10 protein-coding genes are annotated in these 13199 nt (G+C 63.7%); 3 read left to right on the top strand and 7 right to left on the bottom strand.

What is annotated here, in order from left to right:
- Positions 1-60 precede the first annotated feature (60 nt).
- The 3 genes from SH412_RS00580 to SH412_RS00570 all read right to left on the bottom strand — a co-directional run bounded on the left by SH412_RS00580 (position 61) and on the right by SH412_RS00570 (position 5481).
- On the bottom strand, positions 61-2988 hold the full coding sequence (locus tag SH412_RS00580) for a hypothetical protein (RefSeq protein ID WP_336521555.1): 2928 nt from the start codon (positions 2986-2988) through the stop codon (positions 61-63).
- Between the two features lie 56 nt (positions 2989-3044).
- Positions 3045-4082 carry a KpsF/GutQ family sugar-phosphate isomerase gene (locus SH412_RS00575; protein ID WP_336521554.1) on the bottom strand — a complete coding sequence of 346 codons (1038 nt, stop codon included), beginning with the start codon at positions 4080-4082 and terminating at the stop codon, positions 3045-3047.
- Between the two features lie 277 nt (positions 4083-4359).
- On the bottom strand, positions 4360-5481 hold the full coding sequence (locus tag SH412_RS00570) for a 3-oxoacyl-ACP synthase III family protein (RefSeq protein WP_336521553.1): 1122 nt from the start codon (positions 5479-5481) through the stop codon (positions 4360-4362).
- A 453-nt stretch (positions 5482-5934) separates the two neighbouring features.
- On the opposite strand from SH412_RS00570, the gene SH412_RS00565 reads away from it, so the two are divergent.
- The gene (locus SH412_RS00565; RefSeq protein ID WP_336521552.1) at positions 5935-6396 is read left to right on the top strand and encodes a hypothetical protein; all 462 of its coding nucleotides are present in this window, start codon (positions 5935-5937) and stop codon (positions 6394-6396) included.
- On the opposite strand, the gene SH412_RS00560 is transcribed toward SH412_RS00565, so the two are convergent.
- Positions 6357-7211, bottom strand: coding sequence for a hypothetical protein (locus SH412_RS00560; RefSeq protein WP_336521551.1), 855 nt, complete (start codon positions 7209-7211; stop codon positions 6357-6359). The two genes, SH412_RS00565 and SH412_RS00560, sit on opposite strands and share 40 nt — an antisense overlap.
- Before the next feature lie 272 nt (positions 7212-7483).
- Here SH412_RS00560 and SH412_RS00555 point away from each other — a divergent pair, with 272 nt between their 5' ends.
- Positions 7484-8404: a DUF6807 domain-containing protein gene (locus SH412_RS00555; RefSeq protein ID WP_336521550.1), complete on the top strand. Its 921-nt coding sequence runs from the start codon at positions 7484-7486 to the stop codon at positions 8402-8404.
- A 37-nt stretch (positions 8405-8441) separates the two neighbouring features.
- Positions 8442-9314 carry a polysaccharide deacetylase family protein gene (locus SH412_RS00550; RefSeq protein ID WP_336521549.1) on the top strand — a complete coding sequence of 291 codons (873 nt, stop codon included), beginning with the start codon at positions 8442-8444 and terminating at the stop codon, positions 9312-9314.
- Positions 9315-9332: 18 nt separating this feature from the next.
- On the opposite strand, the gene SH412_RS00545 is transcribed toward SH412_RS00550, so the two are convergent.
- The 3 genes from SH412_RS00545 to SH412_RS00535 form a co-directional block, all read right to left on the bottom strand.
- Positions 9333-10391: an SMP-30/gluconolactonase/LRE family protein gene (locus tag SH412_RS00545; protein WP_336521548.1), complete on the bottom strand. Its 1059-nt coding sequence runs from the start codon at positions 10389-10391 to the stop codon at positions 9333-9335.
- A 68-nt stretch (positions 10392-10459) separates the two neighbouring features.
- A complete protein-coding gene (locus SH412_RS00540) occupies positions 10460-11503 on the bottom strand; it encodes an NAD(P)-dependent oxidoreductase (RefSeq protein WP_336521547.1) in 1044 nt (347 codons plus the stop codon).
- Positions 11500-13149, bottom strand: a complete 1650-nt coding sequence (locus tag SH412_RS00535) for an aldolase/citrate lyase family protein (protein ID WP_336521546.1) — start codon at positions 13147-13149, stop codon at positions 11500-11502. Before SH412_RS00535 ends, SH412_RS00540 begins: the two co-directional genes overlap by 4 nt.
- Between the last annotated feature and the right edge of the window lie 50 nt (positions 13150-13199).

Below are 13199 nucleotides of genomic sequence, written 5' to 3'. Positions count from 1 at the left end.
GGTCCGCTGCGCGGACCATTCCCGTTGACGATTCAGAAGATCCGGTCCGCGGATTGGTTCCTACTGCGAACCCTGGGCGGAGCTGACGCCGATGGCTTTGAAAACTCGCTCAGAAGGAATGATCATGTATTCCTGGCTGAAGACGTTGGTGCTGCCTTCGCGGCGGACCGCGACCTGACCGGTTCCGAGCGATTTGAGAATGTACTGATCTTTGGACTGATCGTAGGTGACCAGGTCGGATTTCGCCAGAAAGCTGTAGCCTTCCAGATCGACGTTACCGCGACCGGTAAGATACAGAAACCCTTTGTCGGCCAACTGGTTGCTGCCAGCGGACTTCCTGGGCGTAACGTATTCCATGTCAAGTTGTCGGCAACGGAGCCAGCCGGATTCTTCCGTCAGGTGATTCTCGTCGAGAACGTCGAGCGGGCGGGCGACCGGACCGTAGATCACGCGGACGCCGTCGCGGAAGCTGCTGACCTGCTGCTCGAGATTGCCCTGCATGCGGTTGTCGAAGTCGATCCGCAAGTAGGACCAGGAGGTTGGATTGGCGCGGAGGGGCCGATTGGCGCGGACGCGATTGGGCTCGACGGTCGCCACATTCGGCGTCTGGGTCCGGCTCCAGCGTTTGACCCAGCCCGGCCCCTGAGCCGTCGTGGAGTTTTCCAGACGGTCAACGCTCAAATTCCACATATGGGCCTGGTACAGCTCCTGCAGGACTCCGGCGATGTCGTAGGTCTTGCTTTCGAAGTCGACTCCTTCCTGGCAGACGATCCCTCCCAGAGATACCAGTTTGGCAGCTTCCGGATCGAACTCCGAGAAGGAGATGCGCTGGTCGAGTGTGACGTTCATCTTCTGGCACTTCATCGACGTGCGATCGAGGATGGCGCGAACGTCTCCTTGAAACACCGCCTGCCGGCCGTCGAAGTCCATTTCCCGTTCCCACCAGACGTCGAGATGCGTCGGTTCCGGGAGGAGCTTGCCTTCGAAGTCGCGATCGACGGGAACGCGGAACAGGCCCGCCCCTTCCACCCAGGCGCGATTGGTCGCACGCGACAGATGGAGCGCCCGTCCTTCGAGATGGACGCGATCGTCGTCGATGATTGCGGGTTCGCCATAGACGTGCAGGATCTGCTGGTCTGCCCCTTCATTCGTGACCTGGACGCGGTCGCCCGTCAGAGTCAAAGGTGGGAGTCCCGGTTCGGAGAGCTGCGATATGACGACCTGCCCGTCGGTATGGATCTCCGCCACGTGCGGCGGCGTCTTGGAGTCCTCTTCGGGTGGAGACATCCGCACGCGGATGACGTCCGCACGAATCTGCAGCGGCTCCTGCAAGTCCGGAGTCTCCTCGCTTCCGACGGCAGGAGCACCACCCGCCTCGTTTTGAAGTCCGACGCGCTGAATCGGAGCAGGACGCGACTGCCGCCCCAACTTCAACGGTCCCGCGGAGCCGGGAGGCGCATCGAACGACACTTCCAGCCGGCGGCCTTCTCCTTCCAGCATCGGCGAGACGATCGCCACGTTTCCAAGAGCGGTGAACCGGCGGGGCTCGGGGAGCGGAAACTCCGCCGAGCCGGGGACTGCAGACGACGATTCCGTTCCGGTTGATGTAATGCCAAACGGGTTCGCCAGTTCCATCGGCGTCAGCCACATGCGAATCTCATCGGCTCCCAGCGCGAATCCCCGACCGGGCTGCAGAACGGAGGCTTCTTCGTCGAGCTGAATCAAATCCCAGCCCGTCTCCGGATCGGTAGACTTGGTGAGCTGTTTTTTCCAGTCCGCAGTGAAAGCGTCTTCGCCATCGGGACTGTGCGCCAGCAGCCGGCCCGCTCCGCGACAGACAATGGAGGAGACGCCCCCGGCTTCGGAGATCAGAACGGTGATCGCGGGAACGTTGAGCTCGTTGTTCTTCTGAGTGACTCGCACATCCTTGTCATCCGTTAGCGAGAGCACCTGATTGCTGTCGTCGTAGACCAGGGTCGACAGAACGGCTTTGAGCTGCTGTCCGTCCGAACGCAGAGTCAGCGGCTCCCCTTCCGCCTTCAATCGAGCGAACTTGAGATCGGTTTCGATCTGCTGGTGCTCCCGGGCAGGCGCCGCGGGGGCTTCCGGAGGCGCGGGCTGTCGACTTGCGAACCAGACGGTCAGCTTGTCGCATTCCATGAGGTCGACCGCCGTTCCCGTCTTACGATAGACGCGGACGCCGGTGTCGTAAGTGGCGGTCATCGCCTCGACGTCATATTCGCAGCCGCCCGAGCAGTTGATGGAGAGCGGGAACGGTTTGCCGCCCTGCCGGAATTCCAGATCCATCGCCACATTCCGCGACATTCGGACAGTCCGAAGTCCCCAGACGTTGGGCCGGTCGGTCGGGGCCACTTCGTTGGGGATCAGGTCCATCTGCACGCGGCCCGCACGGCCGCGATTGTTGCCGATCCGGAATTCCAGCGGGGCGTCGCTGTAAATCCGCTGGGCGGCTTCCTCGAAGTAAAATGTCCGTCCCGCCATGAACAGGCCGTCGGATCCGTTAATCCGGGTTTCGCCTTCCATAGCGGCACGTACGACGCGCCCGGGATTCTTCCCCACCAGGTCCCCGGAGAACTGCAGCAGGGCCGTTTCACTGACAAGCGTCATCCATTTCAGCGCGCCTTTGGCGTCGTGGCGCTGGGTGACCATGGCAAACGGGCGAACGCGAATCTGATTGCGATTGGATTCGTCGCCCGGTTTCCATTCGTTGGCAAAAATGAAGGCATTGCTGTCGATCAGTTCGATCCGATAACGAGCGGTGGCCAGCCAGGCCTCGTCCGGCAGAAACTCGGCCGCCACCTGCACTGCTTTGGCGGCTTGGGCGGGGCCTTCCAGGTTCTTCACCATCTGCGGGATCGAGCGTTCGGCGGGGATCGGCAATCGCGGACGCATCACGACGACGTAGACCCAGAACAGCCCGGTCAGGCTGAAGGCGGTCCACAACGTCAACGTCATCCGGCTCGACACGTCCCCGATTCCCTTCGGCTGGCCGTCCTGTCCGATTCTCGCCGCAGAACTGCCGCTCAGACTCCCGCCCGCGGTGCAAATTCCTCGGGGGGCAGGAGCCCGATGATGTCGGTAATGTCGATCAACCCGACCGGTCGACCGGCGGAGTCAATCACCGGCAGCTCGCTCACCCGCCGGCCTCCCAGAACCTGCAGGACTTCTTCGAGAATCGCATCAGGTGAAATCGTCAACGGACGCTCGGTCATGACTTCCCGGATTGGACGATCGAGCTGCTCGTCACGGCGACGTTCCAGGAGTCGGGCCAGATCGCTGTCGGTAAACAACCCGGTCAGCAGGCCATCGGCGTCGACGAGCATCACCGCCCCGGTGCGACGGCCGGGCCGGCTGTGCTCGACCAGGACTTCGCGGATCGATTCTTCGTCGCAGGCCACCCGCAGCTCGTCCCCCCGCCGCATGATGTCGCGGACGGACGTCAGGCGGCGACCCAGGCTGCCTCCCGGATGAAGCGTTGCGAACTGTTGCGGAGTAAAGCCGCGAGCCTGACTGGCAACGAGGGCCAGCGCGTCCCCGATGGCCAGCATCGCCGTCGTGCTGGTCGACGGGGCCAGGCCGTGCAGGCCGGCTTCCGCCAGACGTCCAAGTTCCAGCGCGACGTCGGCGCCGCGGCCAAGCGTACTTAAGCGACTGGCCGTGATGGCGATCACCGGCGCCTGCCGACCGCGGACCAGGGGGAGCAATCCGCAGATTTCGGCAGTCTCGCCGCTGTTGGACAGGGCCAGAAGCAGGTCGTCGCCGCCGATGCAGCCGAGGTCGCCGTGCAGCGCTTCTGTCGGATGAACGAAATAGCTTTTGGTTCCGGTTGATGCGAGCGTCGCGGCGATCTTGCGGCCGATCAGTCCGGCCTTGCCGACGCCGGTGACGATGATGCCGCCCCGGACGTGCTGGAGCAGATCGACCGCGGCGACGAACGAGGCATCGAGCCGGCGGGCGAGGTCGATGAGCGCCTGCCCTTCCTGGGTGAGAATGGCGCGCGCTTCCCGCAACTGGTCGAAGTGCGCGAAGGGAATGACCTGTGATTCAGCCGCGGCACCCATGACAGCGCTCCGTCCCCCGCCTGCCCGATCCGGGAGGTCACAAGGGGGCGGGAGTATAGCTGCGGTCGAGCGAAAGAGTCAACGTCAGTCTGCGCCGGAGACAACGCGTTAACTTGCTTACCAGAAAGTGTTTACGAATTGGCGAGAATTGACCGCTCGATGCGGAACGGGCAGGTGCTCCAAGGCCGTGGAACGGCGACGATGCCGTTTGTGAAACGGCAAGCCATGCGCATAGACAGAAGGTCTGTGCCACCCGATGAGGATGCCCTGCCGGCAATTACCAGCGGAAGAGGCAGGTGCCCCAGGTGAGACCGGCTCCGAAGCCGCTCATCAGCAGCGTATCGCCGCGCTGGACTCGACCGGCCTGCAACGCCTCGTCCAAGGCGATCGGAATCGAGCCCCCCGAGGTGTTGCCGTACTTCTGGAGGTTGTTGAAGACCCGGTCGCCCGGCACGTTGAGCTGTTCCATCGCATAATCGATAATGCGGATGTTCGCCTGATGCAGGACAAACAGCGACACGTCATCCGCGGTCAGGCCCGTCTTGCGGAACATCAGGTCGGCCGTCTCGGTCACCGCGCGAACGGCCCACTTGAAGACATTGCGACCGTCCATGTGCAGATATTGTCGGCCCTGTTCGAGGTCGGCGGCCGTCGCGGGGTGCTTCGAGCCCCCGACCGGTCGGTCGAGCAGGCTGGCGCCGGTTCCGTCGGAACCGAGCTGGTAACAGAGCAGCCCCTGATGAGCATCGCCCCGTGCCAGCAGCACGGCTCCGGCTCCATCGCCGAAAAGCGGGGCGACCTTCAGCTCGGCGGGATTGACGATCCGGCTGTTGCAGTCGCCGCCGATGACCAGCGCAAGCCGACTGTTGCCGGAGGCCACGAACTGGGCTGCGGTCACCAGCGCATAGACGAATCCCGAACACGCCGCCTGGACGTCCAGCGCGGGACAGTCGAGACCCAGTGCGGCCTGAACCAGGTTGGCGGTGGTCGGGCACTGGTAATCGGGGGTGAACGTGCCGACGACGACGAGGTCGATGTCGCGGGTGTCGACGTGGGCCGAGCGAATCGCGTTTTTCGCCGCTTCGATGCACAGATCGCTGGTGGCTTGTTCGGGGAGCGCGTGCCGACGTTCGAGAATTCCGGTCCGCTGTTCGATCCACGCAGGGTCGAAGCCGTAGCGCGCCTGCAGATCGGCGTTCGTAACCACGTTGTCTGGGACGTAGGAGCCGGTGCCGACAACCTGCACGCCCAGCAGCGAACGAGTCCGCTGGCTCCAGCCGCTGGAAGCGGCTGTCTGAGTCTGCGGGACGGAACTGGGCAACGGCAACGTGGGGGCGAATGACCCGCCGGTCATGCCACTCATCTCGACAACCCTTGCGGGGGACATGCTATCGTACATCTGAATCGCATCCTGTCCGGATTCAGCGAAGCCCGCGGCGGGACGGAAACCGTTCACCGAGCGGGAGCCGGGGAGTTGAAGCATCACGAGACAGTCGAATTACGGCCGAAGAGTCCAGACCCGGGACCCTTCAAACAACGACCGGCACAACGTCATCAACCCTTCCTGTGGAAGACCTGTCGGCAGCAGACACACACGGACCCCGAACCGGCCGATCGGCCGAGTTCGGCATCCAGACACTCCCCAGCGTCGCCACAAGTATAACCCTCGCGAGAGATTCGAACCAGCTTGGATTTTCGTTGGCAACCTGCTTCCTGTCCCCTCAGACTCTGACTGACGAATATGCCGACTGGCGAAGATGTCGCTTTACTAGAGTTTCTACCCATCGGGTGGGTGAATTTTCTGGTTGCGGCGTCAATGGCCACCCCCGATTCCAGCGCTCGCAGAGGCAACATGACGCACCAGATTCAACTTCGCGGCCCGTGGGAATTTGAGTGGCTGACGCCGCCGCCCGACGGTCAAGCTGCCGCCGGTCGATTCACGCTGCCGCTGGACTGGCAGGCTCGCTGGGGTGAGGTTTCGGGAATCTTGGCCTGCCATCGATGGTTTCACCGCCCGACAAATCTGGATGAGAATGAAGAGGTCTGGGTGGTCGCCGAAGGGCTCGGCGGGGGCCGACGGGTTCTGCTCAATGGCGAAACTCTGGCGGACGTAGCGGACGACCAGTCGTCAGTCCGGTTGAACGTGACCGCCGGACTTCGCATCCGCAATCGACTGACGCTGGAACTGGCGGTTGATGCCAGTACGCCTGCGCCTGCGGGAATTACCGGCCCGGTTTGGCTGGAGATCGGCCCGAAATCCGCTGATGCTGCCGATCAGGCTGCTTCGGCCGAGGGCTCGCAGACCGCCGAGTAGCCGATTCTTCCCGCAACCGCATCTCCGACCGGTCCCCGGCGGCGGATCGTCACGCGGCCTCCCCAGGCCAGGGCCGTCGCCACGCGAACGTCCCAGCCCTGGCAGTCCAGTTCCTCGGTCGTCAATTGCGGGGCCTGCGGAAGGGGCGGGCAGAACGCCAGGTGGACGACGGTCTCGCGAACGCCGGGGGGAAATTCGACCAGAACTCCTCCCGAAACCACGACGCCGTGCTCCCGGCGGGAGCGAGTCTGCCACTGGTCGATGTCTTCCCCGAAGGGCCATTCCGACTCGGATTCCTCGTCGGCCTCGTCGGCTGAATCGAGGCCGGTTGCATCGAGAATCGTTGAATCCGATACGACCGGCCCCGCCGGAGATCGGACGGAATCGACGCGAGGTTCAACACGCGCCGGCAGTGCTTGCGCCCCAGTACCCGGATCGGAGGATTGCCACTGCGCGGCACACAGAACGCTCGCCGCGTGAATCAGCCACAGCGAAAACACTCCGCCGATCGCGAAGGGGCCGCCGATCGCCAGCAGCGGAACGCCCCAGAGAATCGGAGTGGCGATGGCCAGGGCTTCGGGCCAGTCGGGAGTCCGGCGGGGACCGGACGACCAGCGAACCGCCCCCTGCAATCCGAGCGACGCCAAGCTGACGCCTGCCACGAGAAAAAGGATCAGTCCTTCGGGTAGCGGCTGTTTCAGATCGCTGCCGAGGCCGCGGGCCAACAGCAGACCGCCGGAGACGCCGAGGACGGTCCAGCCCGCGGCGGCGCCAAACGCCACGCATCTCCGCAACTGGTCTCGATCCTCAGACACGATCTTACCCTCCGTCAGTCAGGCGGAGTGTCGGCGGACTTGCGGAACGGGTCAAGAGGGGAAAAAGGGGCGTGGAAGGTCCTCGCATCGCCCGATCCGAGCTGGAATGGAAAATCCGAAATCCGAATCAGAGTCCGCGACAGGTCGTTCGGCCCAGGTTGATTTTCGACATTTCCATTTCGTGCTTGTTTCGGATTTCGAGTTTCGGATTTGATGCTTTTCTCCCCCCAAGGCTGGTAGGGTGGCGTGACCCCGTTGTTCCGGAGAGAGTCATGGCCTACGAATTTCCCCGCTGCCAGTGCATTCCGCTGCCGAATCAGCAGGTTTCGTTCACAATCGACGGCGTCGAACGGTTGAGATGGCATTCCGGGCTCGACGCCCCCCGGCCCTACTTCTATCCCCTGCTCGGCCCATCGGGGACGCCACTGACGCGGATGGGGCATCCCGGCGCGCCAAACCACGACCACCACCGGTCGATCTGGTTCGCCCACAACAAGGTGCTCGGGATCGACTTCTGGGGCGATGCGTCGCCAGCCCGAATCCGGCAATCCGAATGGCTGGCTTATCACGACGGGAACGACGAAGCTGTAATGGGGGTCAGCTTGCAATGGCTGGACGGACACGATCCGCAGCCACTGATGGACCAGGTACTGATCGCCGCGGTGCGGCCCGGCCCGCAGCCCGGCGAGACCCTCCTGGAGCTGCAGAGCCAGTTCACGCCCCGGGCGGAGTCGCTGGAACTGGCCAAAACCAACTTCGGCTTCCTGGCCGTCCGCGTGGCGAAGTCGATTTCCGCCCACTTCGGCGGCGGCCAATTGACCGACAGCGAAGGGCGGGTTGGCGAGCCCGCCATCTTCGGCCAGGCAGCCCGCTGGATGGACTACAGCGGTCCGGTGCCAGGGGGGCTGACGGAAGGAATGACATTCTTCGACCATCCGTCGAATCCGCGACACCCGACGCACTGGCACGTCCGCGAGGACGGCTGGATGGGAGCGTCACACTGCCTGACCGACGCCTGGCTACTGAAGAAAGAGGAACCGCTCGTGTTGCGCTACCTGCTGCAGGCCCACTCGGGCGGTGCGGACTCGGAACGGGCGGAGCGAGTCTTTCTGGATTTCGCTCGCCGGTCGGCACTCCAGGTCAGCAAGTCGAAGCGGAAGCATGAGTTCTGGGCGATCGAACGGGGGGCGTGACGCCCCCCAATCAACTCCGACGCTGAAGGCCAATCCCGTGCATTCATACATTCTCGCGATTCTGCTGCTGTTGAGCCCGAGCATTGCCGCGGCCGAAGACGCCGATAACAATCGCGCCGTCCGCAATCCGATTCCGGATCGGCTCGTCGTCCTCACATTCGATGACTCGGCCCGTTCGCATTACACCGTCGTCCGGCCGCTCCTCAAGGAGTACGGATTCGGAGCCACGTTCTTCATCACCGAAGGCTTTGATTTCAAGACCAACAAGAAGGACTACATGACCTGGGAGCAGATCCGGGAACTGCACGAGGATGGTTTTGAAATCGGCAACCATACCCGCGACCATCTCGGAATCACCGAGAAGACTGTCGGCCAGCTCCCCGAACAGCTCGATGGAATTGCCGAGCAGTGCAAAGCGCACGGAATCCCGGCGCCGGTCACGTTCGCCTGGCCGGGGAATGCTCTCACGAACGCTGCCTTTGAAACGCTCAAGCAGCGCGGCATCCAGTTTGCCCGCCGGGGCGGCGCCCCGGAGTATCCGTACGAAGAGGGGCGCGGCTTTGCGTACCAGCCCGGGCTCGACCACCCGCTGGTGATTCCATCCGCCGGCGACGCCCGGCCGAAGTGGACGCTGGCGGACTTTGTCCGCGCCGTCCAGCAGGCCCGTGACGGCCGGATCGCCGTGCTCCAGTTCCACGGAGCGCCCGATACGGCCCACGACTGGGTCAGCAGCAGCGAGCAGAACTTCGCCGCCTATTTGAAGTATCTCAAGCTGGAAGGCTACCGCGCGATCGCGCTGCGAGATCTGCAGGAGTACGTCGCCCCCGACGTGACTCCTGCAGACTATCGCACAGTGATCGAGGCTCGACGGAAAACGCTTGAAGCGCAGCCGAAAACTGCGTCTGAGTAGTCCGTGACCATTTTGACATCAACGACTCGGAAGCTGATAGCCTTCGCGGTTCAGCCGGATCCGGTAGAGCGAACTCCCTGCGGTGATGTAGAGCAGATTGCTGTCCTTGCCGCGACCAAACCCGACGTTGGTCGGAATCTCTGTCGGAATATAGGCCAGCTCCTTCCCGTCCGGCGCATAGACGCAGATCCCCGGCCGGTTCTCCGCGCGGACGGCTGCATAGACGTTGCCGTCTTTGTCGCAGATCAGTCCGTCCGGACCGTCGAACGGACTGTAGTCGACCAGCGTCTTGCGGAACTTGGCGCTGCCGTCGGCCGCCAGGTCGTAGGCCATCAGCGCCATGTTCCCCTTCCGCAGGGGAATCTCAACTTTATCCGCCTGAGCGGCCACGACGGTTGCGAGCCGGTCGATACTCGTTGCGCCGTTGTCGTTGCTGACGACGTACAGCGTCTTCTGATCAGGCGAGACGCAGACGCCGTTCGGCTTCCCAGCGTCGGTGATGATCCGGTGCAGCGAGCCGTCCGTATCGAGGCGATAGACCGCCTGGACCGGCTGGTCGAGACCTTCGTAGCCGAGATACCGAGGATCGCTGAAGTAAATCCGCCCTTGCTGATCGATCGTGATGTCGTTGGGCGAATTGAGCGGTCGCCCCTCGAACATCGCGGCAATGATGTGCGTCTTGCCGCTCGTCATGTCGGTCCGCGTGACCCGGCGTCCGCCGTAGTCGGCCCCTTCCGCCACGACCATCCGGCCTTGTGCGTCGAACTTGATCCCGTTCGACATCCCGCTCGGCGAGCGGAAGATCGTCGTCTTGCCGGTGGCCGGATCGTACTTCCAGATGTGCCCCGCTTCGATGGCCCCTTGCTCGTCCCGAGCGATGTGCGAGAAGGTGATCTCGCTGAAGTAGACCATCCCGTCTGGCGCGACCGACACCCCTTCGGTCAGCACGCGAGATTCGAACAGTTTTTCAAGCTTTGCATCGGCCGGCACAATCGGCTCAGCGGCCTGCACCAGGACTAACGCATTTGCGCCAAGCATCAACAGAGTGATACAGAACAGGGGCAGTATCCGCGGCATCGGCTCATCCTTACTTCACGGGGGTACGGCAGAGTTGAGCAGGTTGAGAACTTTGATCGGACCGCCGGCTATGCGAGGCGCAGCCGGTTCCACTTTTCCTGAAATCCCGGGCGGTCGAAGACCTCGGGATTGACAATACCGTGCGGCCGCCGGCCCTGCGCCAGGTCGACCAGACTCTGACAGGCGGTCCGGCCGATCTCCCGGAACAGCTCGTTCGTCCAGGCGATCGAATGCGGGGCGAGCAAGACGTTCTCCAGCTCGGAAAACCTCGGCGGCGCCGGCGGCGGCTCTTCCGCAAAGCAATCAAGGGCCGCCCCGGCAATTCGCCGCTCCGCCAGGGCTTCGTAAAGCGCCGTCTCGTCGACGATGCCGCCCCGGGCGGTATTCAGCAGGTAGGCAGTCGGCTGCATCAGTGCCAGTTCCCGCGCTCCAATCAGTCTGCGGGTCTGATCGTTGAGCGGACAATGGAGCGAGACGAAATCGGACTGTGAAAGAAGCTCGTCCAGCGGCACCGACCGACAACCATTCTCGGCGACTGCTTCCGCAGAAACAAACGGATCGAAGACCAGCGGTGGCTGCATCCGGAACCCCGACAGCAGCCGGACGACGGCTCGGCCGATGCCGCCAAAGCCGACCAGACCCAGCGTCCGGCCGCGCAGCTCGCTCCCCATGTAGCGGCTGCGATCGTTCCACCGCGACTCGCGCACAAGCCGGTCCTTCGTCCGCACGTGGTGCGTCAGCGCCAGCATCCAGCCGACCGTGGCCTCGGCGACCGAGTGATCGACCGCGCCGGCCGTGATGCAGAGCACGACATCCGCCGCCGTGCAGGCGGCCACGTCGACACTGTCATAGCCGACGCCAAACCGCGCGACGGCCAGGAGATTCTGAGCCGATGAAAGACTGCGCGCGGTCACCCGCGGCGTCAGGACCAGCACGCCCTGCACGCCCTCCAGTTGCTCCGGGGCGATCTCCGGATGATGTTCGGCGAACTGGCCGACTTCGATCCCCGCCGTTGCCGTGAGCCGGTCCAGGCCGACGTCGGCGTATTTGAGTGCACCGTCGGCATCGTAGAAGTCAGCGGTCAAATTCACGCGAAAGCTGGGGTTCGTCATCGCCAGGGGTTTCCTTCCGCGGTGGCGCAGCGTTCCTGAACAATAATCCGCTCGGGCATCGGCCCGGCGTAGACCCAGAGCATCTCCATCGTGGAGCTCGTCTCGTTGATGAAGTAGTGCACCCGGCCGCGCGGCTGCAGTGCCGTCGCGCCGTCGCTCATCAGGTAGCGCCGCCCCTCGACGATGCAGGTTGCTTCGCCGGAAATGATGCAGATCGATTCGTCGAAATCATGGACATGCGCCGGCAACCGGCCGCCCGGTGCGAACAGTCCGTAGCCGCCGCTCATCTCGATCCCCGGCACCAGGGTTTCGTTAAAGAAGTCGATGAACTCCGTGTTCGGACCGGCCGCAAATCGCTTCGCCGTCGCGAAGCGATTGACCCGCTCGGCTCCAGGGAGACCGGTGGAGTCGTCCGGCATCGTCCGCCGCGAGAAAAATTTTTCCACGAGGGTGCGAGCCGGAGTGTCGGTCGCCAGCGACACCTGAAATACAGCGGGCTCCGTGGCCGAGAGATTGCGGGCGGAGTGCGCCAGTCCGGCAGGGATGACGACGTTGTCCATCCGCTTGAGGACATACTTCCGGCCCTCAATCTCGACGCTGGCCGATCCCTGCAGCAGCGTGATCGACTCAGTGAACGTGTGCGTGTGGTACGGCAGGGCGGCGTCGCGGGCGAACGTCACCCAGCCCGTCGTCAGGTTGTGCGCCTGATTGTGTTTGCCGACGAGGCACTCGAAGCTGACGCCGGGGCTCAACTCGACGCGTTGACCGGAGCCGACCGCATTCATCACTTCCGGGCGATCCGGACGCATGGACTCGGGCGGCCGTTCCAGGGGAGCCGGCGGACCGGGATCGGACTCCAGAGACGCGATCATCCGCGGCGATCGCTGGACCGTCTGCAGGGCCGAACGCAGCGAACGGATCAGCAGCCCTGCATCGAGCCCGAGGCCGATCATCCGGAAGCCCTGCTCCTTCCGCGCGACGATGTCCGCTTCGCTGGACGCGATCAGTCCGCAGTGCTGGCCGGCCTGGCGGATCGTGTCCTTCATGGCCAGAATCTGCTCGGCGACGCCCGGCCCCTCCCACTGGCCGCGGAAGCCGGCCGTGGCGGAGAAATCGGCCGGGCCGAAGAAGAAAACTTCGGCTCCGTCGACCTTCGTCATCAGCGGCACTTGCCGGATCGTTTTGACGGTCTCGATGATCGGCACCACCAGCACGTTCTCGTTCGCCTCGGCCGTGTGTTCGACGAAGCATTGCCCCCAGCAGGTCGCCCGCTCGGCCCCGATCCCGCGGACCCCTTCCGGGGAATAGCGAGCATACGAGACCGCCTGCCGAAACTGCTCGGCGGATTCCACCCAGGGAATCACGACGCCATCCGCCCCGATATCGAGCGCCCGTTTAATCAGACCGGCGTCGAGACTCGCTACGCGAACCAGCGCGACGGTGTCGCTCCGCACGGTGGCTCTCAGGTGCTCGACGATTTCCTTCCAGTCGAGGTGACCGTGCTCGGCGTCGATCACGACCCAGTCGAGCCCCAGCGCCACAGCGATTTCGGTGACGCTCGGCGACTCCAGCGTGACCCAGAGACCGTAGACCGGGCTGTTGGCGGCCAGCTTGCGACGCAGCGCCCGCAGTGCAGAAGTTTTCATGGACATCCTTGACAAGGCGGCTCATCTCAGATTATCAGTGAGATGATCAG

Source organism: Planctellipticum variicoloris, assembly GCF_030622045.1.
Classification (GTDB): Bacteria; Planctomycetota; Planctomycetia; order Planctomycetales; family Planctomycetaceae; genus Planctellipticum; species Planctellipticum variicoloris.
This window is presented reverse-complemented; position numbering and strand designations above follow the sequence as displayed.

What these genes read in the sequence shown, in the direction of transcription:
- SH412_RS00575 (WP_336521554.1), bottom strand. Translation starts at nt 4,082, where the DNA reads ATGGGTGCCGCGGCTGAATCACAGGTCATTCCCTTCGCGCACTTCGAC.
- SH412_RS00570 (WP_336521553.1), bottom strand. Translation starts at nt 5,481, where the DNA reads ATGTACGATAGCATGTCCCCCGCAAGGGTTGTCGAGATGAGTGGCATG.
- SH412_RS00565 (WP_336521552.1), top strand. Translation starts at nt 5,935, where the DNA reads ATGACGCACCAGATTCAACTTCGCGGCCCGTGGGAATTTGAGTGGCTG.
- SH412_RS00555 (WP_336521550.1), top strand. Translation starts at nt 7,484, where the DNA reads ATGGCCTACGAATTTCCCCGCTGCCAGTGCATTCCGCTGCCGAATCAG.
- SH412_RS00545 (WP_336521548.1), bottom strand. Translation starts at nt 10,391, where the DNA reads ATGCCGCGGATACTGCCCCTGTTCTGTATCACTCTGTTGATGCTTGGC.
- SH412_RS00540 (WP_336521547.1), bottom strand. Translation starts at nt 11,503, where the DNA reads ATGACGAACCCCAGCTTTCGCGTGAATTTGACCGCTGACTTCTACGAT.
- SH412_RS00535 (WP_336521546.1), bottom strand. Translation starts at nt 13,149, where the DNA reads ATGAAAACTTCTGCACTGCGGGCGCTGCGTCGCAAGCTGGCCGCCAAC.